Annotated in this window: 21 protein-coding genes, 2 pseudogenes and 3 riboswitches; of the genes and pseudogenes, 19 read left to right on the forward strand and 4 right to left on the reverse strand. The window is 38.0% G+C overall.

Annotated features, from left to right (window positions below; translation table 11 throughout):
* The first annotated feature begins 215 nt into the window (after positions 1–215).
* The 8 genes and pseudogenes from Q5760_RS01105 to Q5760_RS01140 form a co-directional block, all read left to right on the forward strand.
* On the forward strand, positions 216–578 hold the full coding sequence (locus Q5760_RS01105; protein ID WP_428910455.1) for a DUF1798 family protein: 363 nt from the start codon (positions 216–218) through the stop codon (positions 576–578).
* 107 nt (positions 579–685) lie between these two features.
* The gene (locus Q5760_RS01110) at positions 686–877 is read left to right on the forward strand and encodes a YbxH family protein (protein ID WP_428910456.1); all 192 of its coding nucleotides are present in this window, start codon (positions 686–688) and stop codon (positions 875–877) included.
* Positions 878–1,263: 386 nt separating this feature from the next.
* The gene (locus tag Q5760_RS01115; protein ID WP_428910457.1) at positions 1,264–2,256 is read left to right on the forward strand and encodes an LLM class flavin-dependent oxidoreductase; all 993 of its coding nucleotides are present in this window, start codon (positions 1,264–1,266) and stop codon (positions 2,254–2,256) included.
* A 306-nt stretch (positions 2,257–2,562) separates the two neighbouring features.
* The gene (locus tag Q5760_RS01120) at positions 2,563–3,579 is read left to right on the forward strand and encodes a pirin family protein (protein WP_428910458.1); all 1,017 of its coding nucleotides are present in this window, start codon (positions 2,563–2,565) and stop codon (positions 3,577–3,579) included.
* Between the two features lie 237 nt (positions 3,580–3,816).
* On the forward strand, positions 3,817–5,727 hold the full coding sequence (locus Q5760_RS01125) for a PTS mannitol transporter subunit IICBA (RefSeq protein WP_428910459.1): 1,911 nt from the start codon (positions 3,817–3,819) through the stop codon (positions 5,725–5,727).
* 106 nt (positions 5,728–5,833) lie between these two features.
* Entirely contained in the window at positions 5,834–7,927 is a 2,094-nt protein-coding gene (locus Q5760_RS01130; RefSeq protein ID WP_428910460.1) for a BglG family transcription antiterminator, read from the forward strand.
* Between the two features lie 6 nt (positions 7,928–7,933).
* A complete protein-coding gene (locus Q5760_RS01135) occupies positions 7,934–9,076 on the forward strand; it encodes a mannitol-1-phosphate 5-dehydrogenase (protein WP_428910461.1) in 1,143 nt (380 codons plus the stop codon).
* 157 nt (positions 9,077–9,233) lie between these two features.
* Positions 9,234–9,424 (forward strand): annotated as a pseudogene (locus tag Q5760_RS01140) (multidrug resistance efflux transporter family protein); the annotation flags it as partial.
* Between the two features lie 106 nt (positions 9,425–9,530).
* Here Q5760_RS01140 and Q5760_RS01145 read toward each other — a convergent pair.
* Both Q5760_RS01145 and Q5760_RS01150 read right to left on the reverse strand, forming a co-directional pair.
* Positions 9,531–9,845, reverse strand: a complete 315-nt coding sequence (locus tag Q5760_RS01145) for a DMT family transporter (RefSeq protein ID WP_428910462.1) — start codon at positions 9,843–9,845, stop codon at positions 9,531–9,533.
* The gene (locus Q5760_RS01150) at positions 9,845–10,186 is read right to left on the reverse strand and encodes a DMT family transporter (RefSeq protein WP_428910463.1); all 342 of its coding nucleotides are present in this window, start codon (positions 10,184–10,186) and stop codon (positions 9,845–9,847) included. Before Q5760_RS01150 ends, Q5760_RS01145 begins: the two co-directional genes overlap by 1 nt.
* A gap of 70 nt (positions 10,187–10,256) precedes the next feature.
* Positions 10,257–10,353: riboswitch (guanidine-I (ykkC/yxkD leader) on the reverse strand.
* A 228-nt stretch (positions 10,354–10,581) separates the two neighbouring features.
* Between Q5760_RS01150 and Q5760_RS01155 the strand changes: the two genes are divergently transcribed.
* From Q5760_RS01155 to thiE, 6 genes are all read left to right on the forward strand, one after another.
* Positions 10,582–11,262: a DUF554 domain-containing protein gene (locus tag Q5760_RS01155; RefSeq protein ID WP_428910464.1), complete on the forward strand. Its 681-nt coding sequence runs from the start codon at positions 10,582–10,584 to the stop codon at positions 11,260–11,262.
* A 64-nt stretch (positions 11,263–11,326) separates the two neighbouring features.
* Positions 11,327–11,433, forward strand: a riboswitch (TPP riboswitch).
* 226 nt (positions 11,434–11,659) lie between these two features.
* Positions 11,660–11,748, forward strand: a riboswitch (TPP riboswitch).
* A gap of 73 nt (positions 11,749–11,821) precedes the next feature.
* Complete coding sequence (gene tenA / locus Q5760_RS01160; protein WP_428910465.1) at positions 11,822–12,511, forward strand: thiaminase II; 690 nt, start codon at positions 11,822–11,824, stop codon at positions 12,509–12,511.
* 16 nt (positions 12,512–12,527) lie between these two features.
* On the forward strand, positions 12,528–13,049 hold the full coding sequence (thiW, locus tag Q5760_RS01165; protein WP_428910466.1) for an energy coupling factor transporter S component ThiW: 522 nt from the start codon (positions 12,528–12,530) through the stop codon (positions 13,047–13,049).
* Positions 13,018–13,833, forward strand: a complete 816-nt coding sequence (gene thiD, locus Q5760_RS01170; protein ID WP_428910467.1) for a bifunctional hydroxymethylpyrimidine kinase/phosphomethylpyrimidine kinase — start codon at positions 13,018–13,020, stop codon at positions 13,831–13,833. The genes thiW and thiD overlap by 32 nt, the downstream gene beginning before the upstream one ends.
* A complete protein-coding gene (gene thiM / locus Q5760_RS01175) occupies positions 13,830–14,633 on the forward strand; it encodes a hydroxyethylthiazole kinase (RefSeq protein ID WP_428910468.1) in 804 nt (267 codons plus the stop codon). Before thiD ends, thiM begins: the two co-directional genes overlap by 4 nt.
* The gene (gene thiE, locus Q5760_RS01180) at positions 14,630–15,256 is read left to right on the forward strand and encodes a thiamine phosphate synthase (protein ID WP_428910469.1); all 627 of its coding nucleotides are present in this window, start codon (positions 14,630–14,632) and stop codon (positions 15,254–15,256) included. Before thiM ends, thiE begins: the two co-directional genes overlap by 4 nt.
* A gap of 258 nt (positions 15,257–15,514) precedes the next feature.
* Here thiE and Q5760_RS01185 read toward each other — a convergent pair.
* Positions 15,515–15,660, reverse strand: a pseudogene (locus Q5760_RS01185) (helix-turn-helix transcriptional regulator).
* A 443-nt stretch (positions 15,661–16,103) separates the two neighbouring features.
* Between Q5760_RS01185 and Q5760_RS01190 the strand changes: the two are divergent.
* From Q5760_RS01190 to Q5760_RS01210, 5 genes are all read left to right on the forward strand, one after another.
* Entirely contained in the window at positions 16,104–16,376 is a 273-nt protein-coding gene (locus Q5760_RS01190) for a hypothetical protein (RefSeq protein WP_428910470.1), read from the forward strand.
* A gap of 222 nt (positions 16,377–16,598) precedes the next feature.
* On the forward strand, positions 16,599–17,567 hold the full coding sequence (locus tag Q5760_RS01195; protein ID WP_428910471.1) for an NAD(P)H-dependent flavin oxidoreductase: 969 nt from the start codon (positions 16,599–16,601) through the stop codon (positions 17,565–17,567).
* Between the two features lie 153 nt (positions 17,568–17,720).
* Positions 17,721–18,974 (forward strand): MFS transporter, encoded by a 1,254-nt coding sequence (locus tag Q5760_RS01200; protein ID WP_428910472.1) that lies wholly within the window; start codon positions 17,721–17,723, stop codon positions 18,972–18,974.
* Between the two features lie 182 nt (positions 18,975–19,156).
* Positions 19,157–19,411 carry a hypothetical protein gene (locus tag Q5760_RS01205; RefSeq protein ID WP_428910473.1) on the forward strand — a complete coding sequence of 85 codons (255 nt, stop codon included), beginning with the start codon at positions 19,157–19,159 and terminating at the stop codon, positions 19,409–19,411.
* A 53-nt stretch (positions 19,412–19,464) separates the two neighbouring features.
* Entirely contained in the window at positions 19,465–20,004 is a 540-nt protein-coding gene (locus Q5760_RS01210) for a hypothetical protein (protein WP_428910474.1), read from the forward strand.
* A gap of 80 nt (positions 20,005–20,084) precedes the next feature.
* Here Q5760_RS01210 and Q5760_RS01215 read toward each other — a convergent pair whose 3' ends face one another.
* Entirely contained in the window at positions 20,085–20,972 is an 888-nt protein-coding gene (locus Q5760_RS01215; RefSeq protein ID WP_428910475.1) for a glycine betaine ABC transporter substrate-binding protein, read from the reverse strand.
* Position 20,973: the final 1 nt, after the last annotated feature.

The following is a 20,973-nucleotide window of genomic DNA, read 5'->3' on the forward strand; positions in this document are numbered from 1 at the left end:
TACTTTACTATTTTAAGATTCGAAAGAACTGGTAGATATTTGCTACCGTTCTTTTTATATTTAGAATTTAGCATGATATTTTCCATAGAATAATAATCATTTAAAAAGGTGGAACCATTATTTTATTGGATGGGTATCTAACATGATCAAATGAATCTTTTAAAGAACAATATGATTGAAAATATAAGCATGCTTACGAGAAAGGAGATGAAATAATGAAAAATGAGCAGTTGAAGCATTTGACAGAAGAATTACTCACCTTTTGCAAAGAAATATTACATAACTTTGAGGAAGCGAAAGAAGCAAGAATAGAAGGGGACTTTTATCGTGATGTTTTGCCTTTTTCTAATCGTGTAAAGGAAACACTGAACGTTTGGGAGCAAGAAGTAATGCAATGGATGAAATCTTGCACCCCAAGAAATTTGAATGAAAAACAAATAAAGTCTATAAAAGAGCAGCTAGAAATACTCACGGTTCAGGCCTTTTTTCCAACAACAAGCAAGACACGGTTTATCCATACTTTGCATTCTGTAGAATATGTGCTAAAGACAGTATTAATGGAAATTGAGAGTTGCTAGAGAATGCTCTATTGTGTATCAAAATTGGATAAAGGAAAAGACTAGAAGGGACAGTTGTTGTCCTTTTTTTATGTCAGATTTTACGATGATACGAGGAGTTGTTGTCAATGGGAGCCATTGAACGAAACGGATATCGTTTTGAACCGGAGTTCAGTGTGATTGAGCAAAATGGAGCCGTTCATGTCTATAAAAATGGAGAATTTCTTGAGGAAGTCCATTTTTCCTTTTTAGGAGAAAATCCAGAATTAAATCAAATACAGGAAATAGTCGATCAGTATTGTGAGGAGAGAGGAATTTAGACTAGCTTAGGATACGGGGGTTCGCAATAAAAGGAAACCAGTCCGAACTGCGCCATCTTTGGTATAGTTTCTTTAAGGTAAGCTATTCTCCAACTTCAGCTGTATGAAAGAAATCGTTCATACAGCTTCAAACCATTCAGTCCACTTCCCCGAATATGGATATTAAAAGTATATTTTTGTACCCTGAAAGAAAATTCCGTTATTATTAATAAGAGGGATAGTAGCCATTCAATTGGATACTAATCTAAGGAATCCTTTAACTAGGGGAAAATACGATCTACCGTTATTTGTTTAGTGTCGGGTAACAACCCCTTTAAGAGGCACGAAAAGAATTGATGTTTACTAACGGGATATGGGTGAAACGGATAGAAAGGATGTTGGACAGGATGAGATTAAGTATATTAGACCAGGCTCCGATTACGAAAGGAAACCAATCAGCAGCTGCTTTGAAAAAAGCAGAAGAATTGGCAATTTTGGGGGATGAGCTAGGATATCATCGTATGTGGATGGCAGAACACCATGGATCAAGGCATTATGCAAGTTCTGCTCCCGAGGTAACGGCAGCTCATTTGGCTGCTAAGACAAAAAATATTCGCCTTGGTACTGGTGGAGTGATGATGATGCATTATTCTCCATTAAAACTAGCTGAAGTTTTCAAAACGCTAAGTGCATTATCACCAGGTCGAATTGATTTTGGTGTTGGTCGTGCACCTGGAGGAGATAACTATGCGATTTATGCCTTATCAGAGGGACGCCAGCCCATGTACAACAATATGTATGAAAAATTTGATACTACGTTACAGTTGATTAATGATGAGACCCCTGAAGATCCTTTATACAATAAAACAGCTGCAACACCGAATCGAGTGGTTTTACCCCAAGCGTGGATGTTAGGTTCAACTGGTAACAGTGCGATTCAAGCGGGGCGAAGAGGAGTAGGTTATTCATTTGCGCAGTTTTTCAATGGGGAAATGACAAGAGATATTCTAAATGCATATAAACAATGTTTCCAACCTTCTGCTTTCATGGAAAAACCACAAATTAACGTTTCTTATATGGTGACAACGGCTGAAACAAAAGAAGAAGCAGAATTTGAAGCAAGACCTCAAGATATTTGGCGATTGTTGTTTAGAAGAGGTCAACTCAGCGTCGTTTTGACACCTGAAGAAGCTCGTGATTATCCATTAACAGAGATGGATCGGATGATGATTCAAGAAAATCGTAAAATCCATTTAGTAGGAGATGTTAAAGAAGTCGCAACAAGGCTACAAGAAGAGCAAGAATACTATGGGTTTGATGAAGCCATGATTTGTAGTATTCCTCACTCTCAAGAAAAACGTCTAAATGTTTATCGATTGTTGGCACGAGAATTACTTTAATTAAAAGATATAAAAGTTACTCTTAAAACAGAATCTCAGACATGAATCCATTTTGGTCCATTTTGATTTTTTAAAAATGGATTTTTTGTCGTTTAATCTTTTAAATTAAATTTATTGTTTTAAGTTAGGGGAATGATTCCTCTGTACTAAACATATACCTTGAATTCGAGATAAAAGCGGTGATAACATATAGATATGGAACAAGGGAAGAGTAGATACGGAGACAAGTAGAAAAGGCTTTATATACGACAAATGGCAGTACGGGAATGTAAATGAAATTCATTCATTATAAAAGGAGGAAAAGAAATGGCAAGCGGTAAAATTCTTGGAATACAACAACTAGGTTTTCAATGGCAGACGGAGGACCCATTTCTCATTACCATGCATCATAAAGATGCTTATCCTCAAGGAAATGAAAAGCAGGCTCCAAATGTTTCTATGGAGGGAAGAAATCTTGGACAAGACTTTACCTTAAAGGATGGTTTCCGGATGTATCACGGAGAAACGGTACCAGGATTTCCAGCACATCCTCACCGTGGATTTGAAACTGTTACGGTCGTGCTAGAGGGGTTTGTTGACCACTTTGATTCGACTGGTGGTGCTGGACGTTACGGAAATGGAGATGTGCAATGGCTGACAACAGGAAAAGGCACCATGCATAGCGAAATGTTCCCACTTGTTTATCAGGATCGTGGAAACCCGCTTGAGCTTTTCCAAATTTGGTTAAATCTTGAGGCGAAAAATAAATTTTCTGAACCAGAATATAAGATGCTTTGGGCTGAAGACATCCCGGTGATCCAATCTGTTCAGTCAAATGGTGCGAAAACGACCGTAAGATTAATCGCAGGCAATTTACAGGGGAAAAATAGTTTAGAACCAACAAAAGCCTCATGGGCAAACGACCATAGTCACCATGTTGGAATTTATCTTATTACAATGGAGCCGAATACAACTTTTACACTGCCCGCTGTTTCCACTACATTGAATAGAAATATGTACTTTTACGAGGGTAAAGATATTAAAATAGATGGAACATTTGTTGAATCCCATCACCGTGTGAAGTTGGTTGGAGATCAAGAAATCGAAATGATCAATGGAACAAAAGAGTCATATATTCTCGTACTTGAGGGAGAACCGATCGGAGAACCAATTGCACAATACGGACCCTTTGTTATGAATACAGAACAGGAAATTCGCGATGCTTTCGATGAATACCAGAGAACGCGTTTCGGGGGCTGGAAATGGGGCAGACCTGACCATGTAAATGAGCGTGATTCAGGTAGATTTGCACACCATTCAGATGGAAGAATTGAAAAACGGTAAAATAATAGGCGACAGGCACTCTCCAGAAATTGGAAGGTTCTTGTCGCCATTTTTTGATTATGAATAAAAGTCTACATACCCGAAAACATTAAGGATGTTGGACCCATTTTTGTTAGCTAGAAAAGTTTTGACACAATGAAAGGTGACAAAGTTAGCTCTACTATTCATTGTTTGTAAGCGTTTCATATTTTATGATAAATGCATAAGATCTATGATTTCGAAAGGAAGTGGGTCAAAATGGCTCAACAAGAAAAAGGTGTAAAAGTTGGCGTTCAAAAGTTTGGTAACTTTTTAAGCTCAATGGTTATGCCGAATATTGGGGCTTTTATTGCATGGGGTTTAATTACAGCTCTATTTATTGAAGCCGGATGGTTTCCAAATGAAGAATTAGCTACATTAGTAGATCCAATGGTTAAATATTTATTACCACTTCTAATTGGTTATACAGGTGGTAAACTCATTTACGATACTCGTGGAGGTGTCGTAGGTGCGATTGCGACAATGGGGGTCATTGTCGGAGCGGATATTCCGATGTTCCTAGGATCCATGATCATGGGTCCAATCGGTGGTTGGGTTATTAAGAAATTTGACCAAGCAATCGAGGGAAAAATTAAAACAGGTTTTGAAATGCTAGTCAACAACTTTTCTTCTGGGATCTTAGGTGGTATTCTTGCGATTCTTTCTTATTTACTCATCGGTCCTGGAGTAAGTGTTCTTACAGGCTGGCTTGTTACTGGTGTAGAATGGATGTTAGATGTTGGAGTTCTTCCACTAACCAGTATTTTAATCGAACCAGCTAAAATTCTATTCTTAAATAATGCGATTAACCACGGTGTATTATCACCTATTGGAATTGAACAAGCTAAGCAAACAGGCGAATCAATTCTGTTTTTACTAGAAGCAAACCCAGGACCTGGGATTGGTCTTTTACTTGCATACTGCTTCTTTGGAAAAGGTACGGCAAGAAGAACTGCACCAGGGGCAGGGATTATTCACTTCTTCGGTGGGATTCATGAAATTTACTTCCCGTATGTATTAATGAATCCATTATTATTCATTGCTGTTATTCTTGGTGGAATTAGTGGCGTATTTACATTATCTGTACTTGGCGGTGGATTGGTATCACCTGCTTCACCTGGAAGCTTTATTGCCATCATGCTAGTAACACCTGCTGGGAATTACTTTGCTAATATTGCCGGAGTTTTAGTAGCGGCTATTGTTTCATTCGTTGTAGCTTCACTTATCTTAAAAACAAGTAAATCAAAAGATGGCGATTTAGAAGAAGCCTCACAAAAGATGCAAGAAATGAAAGGTAAGAAAAGCAGTGTTGCCGGTGCATTAGTAGCAAATGATAACATGACAAACGAGAACTTTGATCCTAAAAACGTCGATTTAGTTATTTTTGCCTGTGACGCAGGGATGGGTTCAAGTGCTATGGGAGCATCCCTTTTAAGAAAGAAAGTAAAAGAAGCCGGATTAAATATTAAAGTAACCAATACGGCCATTAGTAATCTTCCTAGTGATGCAAAGCTTGTCATTACACAAGAAGAACTAACACCACGGGCAAAACAGCAAGTGCCAGGTGCATATCATATTTCAGTTGATAACTTCTTATCTAGTCCTAAATATGATGAGTTGATTCATCGATTAAAAACAGAAGATGTTGTCGTTGAAAAAGAAACAAAAGAAGAAAATACTCCAACTCAAGACAATCAAGATGTTTTAAAAAGGGAAAATATCTTCTTAAATCAAAACTTCTCTTCAAAAGAAGAAGCGATTCGTTTTGCAGGAAGAGTTTTAGTCGATGGAGGCTATGTAGAGGAGTCTTATATTGAGGCAATGATCGAAAGAGATCAAATGACTACCACTTATATGGGGAATGATGTAGCGATTCCACATGGTACCGAAGAAGCCAAGAAAAGTGTTCTAAAATCAGGTGTCGCCATTATTCAAGTTCCGGATGGAGTCGATTTTGATGGCGGGAAGACACGATTGATTTTTGGAATCGCTGGTAAAGAAGGAGGACATCTAGAAATCCTTTCTGCGATTGCTGTCACATGCTCTGAGATGGAGAATGTTGAAAAAATGGCTACAGCCAAAACAGTGGATGAAATCCTAGACATTATCGGATCCTCTTTGAATAAATAGCACGGTGTAAGGTGCCTTACTAGTTTAATGGAAGAAAGATGTTGTACGCATCTTTCTTCTTCCTATTTTCCAAAGTCTGTTAAATTGATTGAAAGAGATGATAGCCATGATTATGACAGCGCGTGAAAAGGTAATCGTCGAATTAATTGTAAAAAACAGTGGCAGACACTCAGTTTCTTCTCTAGCCGAATATTTACGAGTGAGCACAAGAACGGTTCAAAGAGATTTAAAAAGCATTGAAAAAACACTCGAGCAATTTGATTTGTTAATCGAAAATACAAGTGGATTAATGATTAGGGGGGCAAACCAAAATATTTATCGCCTTATTCAAGAACTAATTCATATCAGTCCAGTGGATCTTTCGGCGGAAGAAAGAAGATTACTCGCATTTGTTACATTATTTGATGCTAGCCAACCGATTAAATTGGCGCCACTGGCCAAAGACCTGGGGGTATCGGTAACAACACTAGGAACGGACCTAGATGAATTGACGCTCTGGCTGCAAAAATATGGAGTGGTTCTAGAGCGAAAAAAAGGAGTTGGAGTTGAACTAACAGGATTGGAAGAGTCGAAAAGAAAAGCGTTAGTCAATTATTATTTGATTTATTTTAACGATGAATTAATCGAGAATTTATTTCTCCTTGCTAATAATCAGGCTGGAGATGACAAAATTTTATATTACTTGAATAAAGACTATTTAAGAGCAATCGACAAGTTGGTTTATCCCTACATCAATCAAATCCAATTAAAACTAGCAGATGCTGATTACATTGCATTTATCATTCATATTTGCTTGTCAATGCAACGAACCGAAAGGGAATTTCATCTTTCAGAGCAAACCATTGAAAAGAACCAAATGAAAAATTGGGATGAATATTCGATTTTAATACATATAAGGGACGAATTACATCGTATCTATTCCATCAAGTTGAACGATGTGGAGATTACCTATCTTGCAACGATATTAAGAGGTTCAAAACTAGTTGAACCTGAGAATACGTACTATGATCGCGTTTTGATTAGTCGATCGGTAAGGAAAATGATTCAGGATGTTTCAAAACAACTCAATGTTGATTTGTCTGGTGACTTTTCTTTGTTTCAGGGTCTTATGGCGCATATGGAACCAACCATTTATCGCATGAATTTAGGAACGCCATCGTTTAACCCTTTGAAAGAGGAGATACACGATAAGTATCCGATATTGTTTATGGCCGTTAGAACAAGTGTGGCACAAGTTTTTCAGAATCTTGTTTTTTCTGATGATGAGATTGCCTATATTGTCCTACATTTCGGCTCAGCGTTGGAATTGAAAAAAGAGGAAGTGCAAATCCGTGCTCTAATCGTTTGTCCGACAGGAATTGGTACTTCTAAAATGCTGGCTAGTCGAATAAAGAATGAAATCCCTGAGATTACGTCAACGGATGTTGTTTCAATAAAAGAAATTTATCATAAAAATTGGAAAGACTATCAAATCATCCTATCGACTGTTTTGTTGCCTTTACAGGAAAAGTTTGAATATGTGTATGTCAATCCACTCCTCCATGAAAAAGATATTCAGTCCATCCGAGATTATTTAGGGACACATATCAAAGAAATTACAAAGCAAACGACCTATCAATCTGAGTTTAATTTGTTAAGTAACAATCAGAAAAAGAATCAGAATCTATCGCTTCAGCGTTTTATGGAGGAAATCGACATATGCCAAAATGCGATTCGGACACTCCTACGTAATTTTTCCGTTAATCGTGTAAAAAATGAACCTACCTATGAAGAGTTTCTCTGGAAAATAGTTAAAGCTGAAGAAGATAAAGGGACAGTTAAGACTGCTGATCCGGTCTTCCAACAGCTCAAGCAGCGTGAGACCAAGGGAGGATTAGGAATACCCGGAACCAATATGGCTCTTTTTCATTGCCGTCATGGTAATGTGAAGGAATTGACATTCCGGCTTGCTCATTTAGAATCCCCTTATCGTTTACTTGGGATGAATGGGGAGGAAATGGATGTCCACAATATCCTCTTATTACTTGCGCCAGAACTATTAAATGAGCTTCAATTGGAAATCATAAGCATGGTAAGTACGATTATCGTAGAAAGCAAGGAAAACATTATGATTTTCTCCGCAGCAAATGAAAAGATGATTCGTACAAAGTTAGAGGAAGCGTTCTTAAGCTTTTTACAAAATAAATTTGAAAAGGAATGACGTACTATGAAAAAAGTTGTGCACTTTGGTGCAGGGAATATTGGAAGAGGTTTTATTGGAGCCTTATTTTCGCAATCAGGCTATCATGTTACCTTTGTGGACTTAGCAGATGCCATTATTGATCAATTAAATCGCGACGGGGCTTATCACGTTCGAACAGCAGAAGACGAACCGATTGTAACTGAAATCAACAATGTTTCAGGACTAAATAATATGAAGCAAGAAGAAGAAGTTATTAAGGAAATTGAAGAAGCAACCTATATTACTACGGCAATTGGTCCCAATGTATTGCCGCGGATTGCTCCGTTAATTGCAAAGGGGTTGAAATCAAGATTAAAGGTTACAGATGAGAACGTATATGTCATTGCTTGTGAAAATCAAATCTCTGCAACTGACCTTTTAAAGGGTTATATCCAAGAGGAAATGGACCAAAATGAGATAGAAAAAATGAACGGCAAGGTCTATTATTTCAACTCGGCTGTGGATCGTATTGTACCGATTCAAGATAATAAAAATTCGCTGGATGTTTTAGTTGAGCCATACTACGAATGGATTGTTGAAACAACCGAAGCGATTCCAGCTGTTAATGGAATGACAAAGGTTGAGGATTTAGCGCCTTATATTGAACGGAAATTATTTACAGTGAATACAGGGCATGCGGTGACAGCTTATTTCGGTTACTTAAATGACAAACAAACGATTGATCAAACACTCAATGATACCACCATCTATGATCGAGTGAAAGCAACCATTGAAGAAACAGGAGCTTATTTAACAAAACGTTATCAATTAGATGAATCCGAACATCAGAAATATATTGAAAAAATCTTAGGTCGTTTCCAAAATAAGCATTTACATGACGATGTTACGCGTGTAGGTCGTTCTCCAATCCGCAAACTTGGACCAAACGATCGATTGATCAAACCAATGGTAGAAGCTGATAAATTAGGGCTTTCTTACAAAAATTTAGCTAGTGCCGTAGCGGCCTGTCTATTATTTGATGTAAAAGAAGATCCGGAATCCGTAGAATTGCAAAAAATGATTCAAGATCACGGCGTACCACATGTACTAAAAGAAATCTGCCAACTAGACCCAGACGGCGAAATCGCACAAACCATTATAAAAAAATATGAAGAATTCAAGAAATAGAAAGAAAGGGTGACAGGCGCATTCCAGAAACTCGAGGGTGCCTGTCTCCCTTTTGTTTTGCATGGAAACAAAAGTATTTTTAATAATTGGAATATAAGTTCTAATTACCTAGAATTATGTTCGAAGCTTGTGAAAATGAAATGTCGAGATGGTGCGAGTGCAACCCATATTAATCGGAATCGGTTCAGCCTTCTTTTTTGCGTTTACGTTTGTTCTTAATTCCTCTATGGAGTCATCTGGGGGTAGTGGATTTGGAGTGCTTCACTCCGATATACTTTTATGGTTCGATTCCTTTTCTGTATTGTCCTGATAAGGAGAAACTTGAAACCGCTCTTGACGTATTTCCGGTGAAACAGTATCAGCATAACCATTCATTTTGGGACAGAGGGTGATCCTTGTCCCAATTTTAAATAAATGCGGAAGTTAAGTGAGTCGAGGGACCTGACCCTCTGACTCAAGAGATCAATTTCAACCCAATCGCAGAACTCAATACCATAGCAATAAAAACTAATCTTTTCCAATCCTTAGATTCACCGTAAAAAATCATTCCAACTAAGGCTCCTCCGACGACACCGATTCCTGTCCAGATGGCGTAGGCTGTGCCCATTGGCAAGAATCGCATCGAATAGCTTAATAGGGTAAGGCTTACACCGAAGCCCAAAATTAAGAGTACAACAGTTTGCCAGTTTCGCTTTTTTGATAGTTGGTTAATCATGGCGACACCAAAGGTTTCCATTAAGCCAGCTAAAATAAGTGCAATCCATGCCATTAAGATGCCTCTCCTTCCTCAACTTTGTCATCCGTTACTAATTTCAATCCTATAACCCCAATTAACAAAACCAATATTAAAAAGATTTTTTCCCATCTAAATGGTTCTCCAAAGAAGAAAATTTCGGAAAGAACCGTTCCTGCTGTTCCCAAACCTACGAAAATCGCATAAACCGTTCCAGCAGGAAGGGTTTGCGCCGCTGTAATCATTAAATAGTTGCTTACAATAATACAAATAACTGTTCCCGTCCAAGTCCAAAAATCATAGGAATGAGATAGTCCAATGACCCAGAAAATCTCCAAAAAGGCAGCAACAAATACTTTAATCCAATGTCGATTCATTAAAAGGCACCTCCAGTGATTTATTATAACAAAAACAAAAAAAGCCCTGAGAAAAACTGTTTTGATCAGTTTCTCCCGGGCTTTTATCCCTCCGTGACACAGCATGATGCTGTGAGTTTTCTCTCGGACCAGACCTAATCATTAGCGGAACCCTAGAAAACTTTTAAAATATACAGTTGTTTTTATTATACACATATTGAACATTTTTACAACATTAGTATGATGGAAGAAATAGGAAGATGAGAGGGCAAAAAACCTGTTAGGTATTTTTAAAATTATGATAAAATTTTAAAAAGAGAATTACTCTAAGGCTTAAAAACGACTGTTATGAAAAATAAGAGCAATTGTGTAGTTTTATTAGAGTAAATAGATAGGAAAAGTAAGGGAGTGATAAGATGATTGGCACAATCACAAATACAATAGCGATTATCATAGGAAGTGCAATAGGGAGTTTTTTAAAAAAGGGGATTAAAGCGGAATATCAATCAGCTCTATTTACAGCAATGGGGTTTGCAGCAGTGGCTTTGGGGGTAAATGCAGTTGTTCAAAATATGCCGAATAGTGAATATCCTGTTTTATTTATCATAAGTCTAGCGGTTGGGGGGTTAGTAGGGACAATTATTAATGTAGATGCAAAGTTTCAACAGCTAGTTAATCGATTTTCAAAATCTGATTTAAGTAAAGGGTTGTCAACAGCAATTTTGCTCTTTTGTATCGGAACTTTATCTATTTTAGGCCCTGTTGAAAGTGCCCTATATAATAATCATACATACTTATTTACAAATGCTACACTTGATTTGGTGACATCGATGGCATTGGCAGCAACCTATGGCTTTGGGATTGCTTTTGCTGCGGTAGTTTTGTTTATTTGGCAAACATCCATCTATCTATTTGCTCAATACTTAGAGCCATTTTTAACCACTGCATTAATGACAGAGGTATCCATTGTCGGAGGAATATTAATCTTAAGCTCAGGGCTTTCCATTTTAGGAATCAAAGACAGTAAATCATTAAATATGTTACCGGCATTGTTTGTACCAGCAATTTGGTTTATGGGTCTTTCATTATTTCTATAAAAGTAATATTTAGAATAGAGAGTTGATTCGAAATTGAATTCATGATAGGATGAGTCTAATTGAAGATGTACACTAGGGGAGTCTTTTGAAAGACTGAGAGTGAACGAATGTTCTAAACCCTTTGAACCTGAACTAGGTAAAACTAGCGTAGGGAAGTGGTAAGGTTGTTTAACCAAGTTTATACAAGCCTCCACTCAAGTGGAGGCTTTTCTAATTTAACTTCTTTTATCAGAATTTCTTGCTTTTATACGTGGTGGATGAATGCCAATAGGGCTTTCTCATTCAGTGAGGGGTCAAAGGCTGAATGAAGTTAAGCCTCCGGATGAGGCTTGCGATTTTTATTGAGCGAGCTCGGTAAAAATCTGGGCGTAAATTCAGCGGACGAATTTAATATGTAAATTTCTACTAGGGGCGCGATTTTGCTGAGAGGTACCCTTTGAACCTGAACTAGTTAGGACTAGCGGAGGGAAGTAGGTTTGGTAAATTACTTTTGTAGAACCAACCGCTTTCCTTAACAGGAGAGCGGTTTTTTATTAGAAAAATATAGGAGGTCCATAGAGTGGGAAACGTAAAAACAAAAAAATTTACTGACAGATTATTCGAAAATGTTCAGCCGATTTGGGAAAAAAACCATAATCATCCCTTTGTACAAGAGATTGGTAAAGGAACATTGGATCGTGAAAAATTTATTTATTATATCAAGCAGGATTATGTGTACTTGGTAGATTATGCCAAACTTTTTGCTACTGGTGTTACCAAAGCACGCGATTTAGAAACGATGGGTAAATTTGCACAAATTCTTCATGAAACCCTCCATTTTGAAATGGATCTTCATAGACAATTTGCGGCAGAGTTTGGAATTACGAATGAGGAGTTGGAAGCAACAAGACCCACACCAGTGAATATTGCCTACACCCGATACATGTTAAATGTGGCTCAAAACGGAAGTCTTGCAGAAGTTGTTGCTTGCTTGCTTCCGTGCGCCTGGGATTATTGGGAAATTGGGAAGCTTTTACGAAAACAATATGGGGACCATCTAGCAACTAATCCTTATGCAAAATGGATTGAAACGTATGATTCTGAAACCTTTGGTGAGGGAGCAAAGTGGTTAATTGGATTGATGGATGAATTGGCAGATGGACTACCTGAACGTGAGCTTGCTACGCTCGAAGAACATTTTCAAATTACATCAAAATACGAGTACCTCTTCTGGGATATGAACTATCATATGCAGGATTGGCCACTGTAGGGAGAGGGTTTTTAAGTTGAATAAATTAAATAAGTTAACACTTACCGCTTTGATAGCAGCAATTACGACGATTACAAGCACTATGATTTTTATTCCAGTAGGTTTTGCAAAAATTTTTCCGATGCAGCATTTTGCTAATGTTTTATCTGCTGTGCTTTTAGGACCGTGGTATGCGGTCTTACAAGCTTTCATCTCTTCTTTGCTTCGAAATATGATGGGAACGGGAAGTTTATTTGCTTTTCCTGGAAGTATGATTGGAGCACTGCTTGCGGCTTTGCTTTATAAAAAGACACAGAAGGTATCTTTCGCCGCCTTTGGTGAAGTATTTGGTACGGGGATTCTTGGCGCGATGGCTACTTATCCAATTGGGGTTTTCCTATTAGGTCAAAAGATGAGTCTGTTTGGACTTGTCCCAGCTTTTGCGATTAGCTCTATTGCCGGAGCATTGATGGGATATGGACTATTAAAGATTATGATTCGAAATAAAGCACTTGGAGGAATGATTCATGAGAACAGCATTGACAATCGCAGGATCTGATTCTGGTGGTGGAGCGGGAATCCAAGCAGATTTAAAGGCATTTTCAGCCAATGGTGTTTACGGAATGTCTGTCATAACGGCTGTAACGGCTCAAAACACACAGGAAGTTCGCTCCATCCAAAACATAGATAACGAAGTCATTAAAGATCAAATGGAAGCAGTTTTTGATGATATAAGAGTAGATGCAGTCAAAATTGGGATGTTATCTTCATCTGTCACGATTGAAACAGTTGCCCAGTCGCTGAACAAATACCGTCCAAAATATATCGTACTGGACCCTGTCATGGTATCCAAGGGGGGGCATCATCTCCTGCAACAAGAAGCGATTCAGTCCTTAAAGGAAAATATGATTCCACTTGCTACCATTATTACGCCGAATATTCCGGAAGCGGAAGTATTAATCAATCGTTTGATTAAAACAGAAGAGGACATGATGGATGCCTGTAGAATCCTAGTGGAACATGGAGCAAAGAGTGTATTATTAAAGGGAGGTCATTTAAGTGGCGATCCGAATGACTTATTTTATGATGGAGATTCCTTTCATTGGCTGTACGGTGAAAGAATTCAAACGAAAAACACACATGGAACAGGATGTACCTTATCATCGGCCATTGCGGCTAATTTAGCCAAAGGGCATTCCTTAATAGAGTCTGTAGATTTTGCAAAAAAATATATTAAGTTGGCGATTGAACATAGTCTTCCACTTGGGCATGGTCATGGACCAACAAACCACTTTTATGAGTTATATAGATTGGCAGAAGAAGGAAGGCTTATGAATCAATGATCAAGGAGCAAATAAAAGATTTATTCACATTAGTGAAGGAAAAACAGCCACTCGTTCACCATTTAACAAACGCAGTGACAATTAATGATTGTGCAAATGTTACATTGGCAATCGGGGGAAGACCTGTGATGGCCTCTGCAATTGAAGAAGTTGCAGATATGGTCGGGCTCGCACAGGCGCTTGTCATTAATTTTGGTACAATGAATGATGATATGTATGAGGCGATCATTCTTGCAGGGCAGACGGCAAACCAGAAAGGAATTCCTGTTATCTTTGATCCAGTAGGGGTAGGAGCCACATCTTTTCGAACAGATCGGGCACAGAAATTTTTAGAAAAAGTAAAACCTTCCATTATTAGAGGAAATGCATCAGAGGTTTTTTCGTTGATTGGCGGAGAGGTTCGAACTAGAGGAGTGGACTCGGCTGATATTGCTGTTTCTAAAGAGGACCTTGTTAAAGTAGCTGCCAAGGAGCTTCATGCAATCGTAGTTATTAGTGGCGAACAAGACTTTGTATCAGACGGCACTAAGGTAATCAGCGTTCATAATGGGGATACTTGGTTAACGAAAATTTCAGGAACAGGCTGCATGACGGCTTCATTAATCGGTTGTTTTTCAGGAATTACAAATAATTTGCTAGCCGCTGCTGTTGCTGGAATGTCCACGATGAGTCTTGCCGGAGAACGAGTAAAAAAGCAACTAAAGCAAAATGAAGGGATTGGAACCTACCGAGTGAAGCTAATGGATGAAATCTTTTTAATGGACGGGGATCGCTGGGATCAAGGAGTGAAACTACGATGAGAGAAAAGCTACAACTTTATTTAGTGACAGAGGAGTCAGTTCCTCTAGACAAGCTATTGTACATTGTCGAGGAGGGAATAAAAGGTGGTGTAACGGCTGTTCAGTTGCGTGAAAAAAGCACGGAGGGAAAGGTGTTTTTTGAAAAAGCAGTAAAACTGAAGGAACTGACACAGCGTTATAAGGTTCCCCTTTTCATCAATGATCGAGTGGATATTGCTTTAGCGGTGAATGCTGACGGGGTTCATGTGGGACAGGATGATCTACCGCTCGAACAAGTTAGAAAAATAGTACCTCCTTCCATGCTCGTTGGAATCTCTGCAAGGACTATTGAGGAGGCCATCGCGGCGGAAAAGGGGGGAGCCAATTATATTGGAGTTGGTTCTGTTTTTCCTACCTCAACAAAGGATGATGCCAAGGTTCTCCCTCCAGGTGGTTTGGAGAAAATTATTCAATCGGTTTCCATTCCCGTTGTTGCCATTGGCGGCATTAAATTAGATAATGTGACCGCCATTAGGGATTTAGACATAGCTGGGGTAGCGATTGTTTCTGAAATAATGAAAGCTAAGAGCCCTCTTGATGCAGCATCTACTCTTCGGAAGGTGCTTCGTGGTGAAAAATCTTAAGAAGAAATACAAAGGGAAGTATAACTTTATTAATTGGTAGTTCCGATATTGTGGAGAAAAATATTTGAAATCACAATAAAACAGACAAAATGTAACGCATGGATTTCCATACGTTACATTTTGTCTGTTTTATTTAATCCCTACTAACATTACACCAGTGTTCTTCCGGTTCTAATTTCTGCGGACATTGGGTACGTTAATAGCATAAATTACGCATAATTCGACCTCCTCGAAAAATAGTAAATTCTCAATGGTTCTTTAAAACCTTACTGCTATTAATATAGATAGAACAAATTCTTCGCGCTCAATCAGACTTAAGGTTTGTCGCAAATATTGGCTTGCTTCGCAAGTTCTGTTTGATTGAGTCCTTCACGAGCACAAAGTTCCTTTAACCTTGTTTTTATACCCTCACCTCTTGGTAAATATTGAATTAGTCTTTATAAGTATGTTTGTCAAAATGTTTTATTTATTTGTCAAACATGGAGCTTTTCTAAAAAATCTCTTTGATAAGGATAGAACGGGGTTTAATTATGGTACAATTCAGATAAATAGTGAACCTGGGAGGAGGTTTAAGGTTGTTATCCGATTCTTTTGTCTATCATACTTGTTATTACCTTAATTTTTTCGATAACGGTTTTGGTTCAAAAGAGAAAGAAGGTCGGTATAACAGGGGTTAAAACGCTACTAACGCCTGTTTGCTTTTATTTTATTGGAATTATAAATCTATTAGTTATTGGTTTCATTTTAGGGTACTCGTAAATTGGGGCATTACGATGATTTTGTTAATTTTAGGTGCTTATTTTACGAAATTCATTCCTATGTCTAGGGACTAAAAGGGGGAGTTAGGTTGTCACAAGAACAATTCAAGGGTTTCATGATCTTCTCGAGTTTAATCGCAATAGCAGGAATTGTACTAATGTTTGTTAGTATTTCTTGGGGTACGGCTTTAGCAGATTCTTGGTTGTCTAATCGAATGGGTGGCATGGTGGATACGAGCCAATACAATATGGTTGTTGAAACTTATGCAAATAACTTTGTCATAATCGGCAGCATCCTTTTGGGGGTTGGTCTAATATCAGCAATATTTACATATTACTCAATAGTATTATTTCGGAAATAGGTAACTTTAGTTGTTAGAGGGTTTTATATATGCGAAATAGACCCAGAGAGGTTCAAACGGACACGACTGAGGGATAAGGCTATACTCTAGCCCGATAGAACAAACCAAAGGGACAAAAACAAACGCAATTATAGAGAGCAAGTCCGAATGAAAAGCAGATTCCTATCACTTTTCGTAGAAGAAACCATAGAGTAGCAATAACTATAAAAGGAGGTTCTTTTATTGAAGACAAGAGTAACAGAGATCTTTGGAATAGAGTACCCAATTGTTCAAGGGGGGCTGGCTTACCTAGCTTATGCCGAGCTAGCTGCAGCAGTTTCAAATGCCGGAGGTCTTGGACAAATTACAGCGGCAACGCTTCGTACACCTGAAAACCTACGAAATGAAATACATAAAATACGCAAACTTACGGATAAACCTTTCGGGGTAAACTTTGCGATCCAAAGATATAATGGGAACTATCTGGATTTGTTGGAAGTTGCAATTGTAGAAAAGGTACCCGCGATCTCCATTACGGGTGGCAACCCACAACCTGTTCTTGAACGACTAAAAGGGGAAAACATTAAAACTTTAGTTCTTGTATCAGGGGTAAGACAGGCACAAAAGGCTGAAGAATTAGGAGCAGACGCTGTAATGGCTGTCGGACAAGAAGGGGGAGGACATTTAGGTCGTGACGATATTGGTACCATTGTTCTGATTCCTCGTGTGGTCGACTCCGTATCTATTCCTGTTTTGGCAAGCGGGGGAATTGGAGATGGAAGAGGACTATTAGCTGCTTTTGCATTAGGGGCAGAAGGAATTGAAATGGGGACTCGTTTTATTGCCACTCAAGAGTGTGTTCATGCACATGAGAAATACAAACAAGCACTTCTTCAAGCTAAAGAAACCGATACGGTCATTATTAAGAAAACATTAGGCTCCCCAGGTCGAGTCCTAAATAGCGAATATACACAGAATATTATCGAACGTGAAAAGGCAGGGGCAACCTACAAGGATTTAGAGGAGATCATAAGCGGAAAAGCTAACTGCAACTATATTTATGACGGAAATGAAGAAAAAGGTTACGCCTGGGCAGGACAGGTTATTGGTCTTATTGATGATATCCCTACTGTTCAGGAGTTATTTGATGAGATGATACGAACAACAGAAAATGGATATGATCGAATAGGCGGCATAATCAAGAAGAATTAGATTATAACCATAAATCTTTAACCATAACCAATTAGGACGGGGACCTTATCAATAAGAAGGTTCCCGTTTTTTAAGCTAAAAGAACAAAAACCATTTCTACTATTGTATTAAATCCATATATATAAGAGTAAAAGGCAACAGGAGTCGAAAACTTTGGAAAAACAAAATAGCCGATTTAGATGGATTGTTTTTGCTTCTGTCGTTTTCACTTATCTATTGATGTCAAGTCAACGAACAGCTCCTGGTTTAATTACAGATCAGATCATGAATGACTTTAATGTATCCGCATCTACAATTGGATTATTAGCAAGCATTCAATTTTTGGTGTATACGGGTTTGCAAATTCCCATGGGAATATGGGCAGATCGATATGGACCCAATCTTTTTCTCATTATAGGAGCTTTACTTACAGGGTTAGGTACCATTATTTATAGTCTCGGTACTCATGAATCTATTCTATTCATTGGCCGAATCCTTACAGGAACTGGAGATGCAACCATTTGGGTGAATATGGTGTTAATTTTGGGGCAATGGTTTACGGCTAAAGAATTTGTTCGCTTAATTGGTTTGGCTGGAATGACTGGAAGTCTGGGTTTTCTAATGGCTACTGTCCCTTTTTCCCAATGGATTTCCATACTTGGTTGGAGGGGAGCCTTTTTTTCAATAGGGATACTTTTGTGTTTATGTGGAATTCTCCTTTATTTTGTACTAGTTAAAATACCTAAAAGTAAAATGGTAAACGTGGATAAAACCGTACAACACGAAAAATTAGGACATTTATTACAAAGATTGATTTCAAATCGCCAGGCATGGGCTTTATTTTTTTGTCATTTTGGTTTAGTGGGTGCCTATGTTGGATTCATTGGTTCATGGGCTGTGCCCTATGGGATGAATGTGTATGGTTTAACTCGGTCAGGTGCAAGTCAACTCGTTATGATGGGATTGATAGGGGCTCTTTTGGGGGCTCCACTCATGAGTGGACTCTCAAGTAGATTGGAGGCCATTAAAAAACCTTATGTTGTGGTTCATATCGTCATTTCATTGTGTTGGACTACTTTCCTTTTATTGAAAGGAAATCCACCACTCAGTCTGTTATTTGTTCTCTTTTTTATAATTGGATTTTGTTATGGAGCAAGTACCTTAACCTTTGCCGTGGTTCGGAAAACCTTTCCTAGTATCGAATCTGGTGTTATATCAGGATTTGCCAATACAGGTGGATTTTTGAGTGCTGTCCTACTACCAGGTATATTTGGAATGATGTTAGACTATTATCAAACGGATCAAGGTCATTTAGAACTAGGATACTCCTATGGGTTCGTTATTCCAGTTATTTTCTCGATAATAGGACTAATTGGAGTACTTAATATAAAAGAGAAGGGTGTAGCAAGAAATCAGCCAGATGTATAAATGTTATGTTTGTTTAAATATACAAAATAGTAATTATAGTTTGTTAAAGACAATTCCCTAAGATACTATTTTCATAAGGGAATTGTTATTTTTTTATGGAAATAATTAGGGCAATATAAAGATAGATTTACCTGAAGGATCGAGCAGTCGTTAGGAGTAAAAGTATAAGGCGGTGTAAATAATTGGACCGGTTTAGATTAGAACCGGTATCTGCCATGATCATATTTACGATTACTATTTCATCAGTCAATACAATAGTTGCTAAGGAAGTCATTTTGTTTATGCGAGTAACGAAACTTCTCAAGCCCCCAAACATGGAAATGATTCCAGAAATCCTCTATACAAAAGCAGAGATAGCTTTATATGAATCAAAGAAAAAGGGGAAAAATCAATATCATTTTTATGGGGAAAACAACAGGATAATGATAATGAAATAACATAGAAGGTGAGGTAAAGAGTTTTGAAGTTCATATTGAATCTTTTATTTATCATGGCTATTATATACAACCTATATAAATTTATTGAGTTATTACTGAAAATGAAAAGAGGCATTTTTTTTCCGATTACTGAGGAAGAACTAAAAAACGTTCGGAAAGACCCCCAAAGGGCAGTTCAACCCCCAATATACTCCAATCATAAATGGGCCATTATTTTCTATAGTGTGATGCTATTATTTTTAATCGTGATGTTTATTTTAGGAACCACCATTGAGGAGATTACTTGGTCTTACTACTTAATGCTATTTCTCCCGTTAAGTTATTTTCATAATCTTTTTAATATGTTTGCGATCGTAGATGAGGGCATATTATATGGAAGTCGTTTTATTGCTTGGAAAACATTGAAGTCGTTCCATATTCTCCCGATTGACGTTAACCATAAATTTTATGGGCATTCACGAGAAGTGAACAACAACGGGTATGAGTTAGTTTTTAAAAAAAGGTTTTTAACCATTAGCCTCATTGTAACTTCAGGAAGATATGAAGGAGAAGATAATGAAAATATTAAACGATTATATACCGTTAAAAGGTGACGGTGTAGAGGTTAAAACCAGTTTAGTAGACAAAAAAAGCAAGTAGTGTGAATTAGAATTCACGCTACTTGCTTTTAATATTATTCGATTCCTTCTGTCCACTCATCTACACGATCTTGGTTTGCTTCAAGCCATGCAGCAGCGGCATCTTCTGGAGATTCACCTTCTTGAATAGCAAGCATGATTTCTTCCATATCTGCCGATGTCCAGTTGAAGTTATCAAGAATCTGATAAGCTTCAGGCATGTCTTCTTTTAAATCCGTACGTACCATCGTATTAATCGTTTCTGCTTCACCGAATGTTCCTTTTGGATCATCTAAATACTTTAATTCATATTTTTGGAATTTCCAGTGTGGAGTCCAACCAGTTACAACAATCTCTTCTTCATTTTCATAGGCTTGACCTAAAGCCGTTGCCATCGCACCACTTGAGGATGTTTGGACTTCCCAGTCTTTAAGATTTGGATAATCCTCCAAAGATCTCTCAGATGCTGCTACAACACCTGCACCAGGTTCAATTCCAGTAATTGTCTTTCCTGCATGGTCTGCTAAATCCTCAATGGAATTCACATCTTCCATATAAGTTGGTACGACAAGTCCAATTTTTGCACCTTCTAAGTTTGGACCTAGGTCGATCATTTTGTCACCATACTCTTTTAGTTGTGCACCATGTGTTAAAGGTAACCAAGCTGATACCATTGCATCTGCTTCCCCTTTTGCAACTGCTTCCCACATTACAGCATTATCAAGTGGGGTTAATTTTACATCATATCCTAAATCCTCTAACACTTTTCCGATCACATGTGTTGAAGCAACTTCTGAATCCCATTCAACATAGGCTAACTGAATTTCTTGACCGTTACCAACAGAAGTAGCCTCTTCTGTATTACTTTCATCTGATGAGCATCCTGCAACGAACAAGGATAATGACAATCCTGCTACAATGCTTAGACGTTTCCAATTAAACATA

The organism is Niallia sp. Kr1 (assembly GCF_050389805.1).
GTDB lineage: Bacteria > Bacillota > Bacilli > Bacillales > Cytobacillaceae > Bacillus_BD.

What these genes read in the sequence shown, in the direction of transcription:
- Q5760_RS01105 (WP_428910455.1), top strand. Translation starts at nt 216, where the DNA reads ATGAAAAATGAGCAGTTGAAGCATTTGACAGAAGAATTACTCACCTTT.
- Q5760_RS01110 (WP_428910456.1), top strand. Translation starts at nt 686, where the DNA reads ATGGGAGCCATTGAACGAAACGGATATCGTTTTGAACCGGAGTTCAGT.
- Q5760_RS01115 (WP_428910457.1), top strand. Translation starts at nt 1,264, where the DNA reads ATGAGATTAAGTATATTAGACCAGGCTCCGATTACGAAAGGAAACCAA.
- Q5760_RS01120 (WP_428910458.1), top strand. Translation starts at nt 2,563, where the DNA reads ATGGCAAGCGGTAAAATTCTTGGAATACAACAACTAGGTTTTCAATGG.
- Q5760_RS01125 (WP_428910459.1), top strand. Translation starts at nt 3,817, where the DNA reads ATGGCTCAACAAGAAAAAGGTGTAAAAGTTGGCGTTCAAAAGTTTGGT.
- Q5760_RS01130 (WP_428910460.1), top strand. Translation starts at nt 5,834, where the DNA reads ATGATTATGACAGCGCGTGAAAAGGTAATCGTCGAATTAATTGTAAAA.
- Q5760_RS01135 (WP_428910461.1), top strand. Translation starts at nt 7,934, where the DNA reads ATGAAAAAAGTTGTGCACTTTGGTGCAGGGAATATTGGAAGAGGTTTT.
- Q5760_RS01145 (WP_428910462.1), bottom strand. Translation starts at nt 9,845, where the DNA reads ATGGCATGGATTGCACTTATTTTAGCTGGCTTAATGGAAACCTTTGGT.
- Q5760_RS01150 (WP_428910463.1), bottom strand. Translation starts at nt 10,186, where the DNA reads ATGAATCGACATTGGATTAAAGTATTTGTTGCTGCCTTTTTGGAGATT.
- Q5760_RS01155 (WP_428910464.1), top strand. Translation starts at nt 10,582, where the DNA reads ATGATTGGCACAATCACAAATACAATAGCGATTATCATAGGAAGTGCA.
- thiD (WP_428910467.1), top strand. Translation starts at nt 13,018, where the DNA reads ATGAGAACAGCATTGACAATCGCAGGATCTGATTCTGGTGGTGGAGCG.
- thiM (WP_428910468.1), top strand. Translation starts at nt 13,830, where the DNA reads ATGATCAAGGAGCAAATAAAAGATTTATTCACATTAGTGAAGGAAAAA.
- thiE (WP_428910469.1), top strand. Translation starts at nt 14,630, where the DNA reads ATGAGAGAAAAGCTACAACTTTATTTAGTGACAGAGGAGTCAGTTCCT.
- Q5760_RS01210 (WP_428910474.1), top strand. Translation starts at nt 19,465, where the DNA reads ATGGCTATTATATACAACCTATATAAATTTATTGAGTTATTACTGAAA.
- Q5760_RS01215 (WP_428910475.1), bottom strand. Translation starts at nt 20,972, where the DNA reads ATGTTTAATTGGAAACGTCTAAGCATTGTAGCAGGATTGTCATTATCC.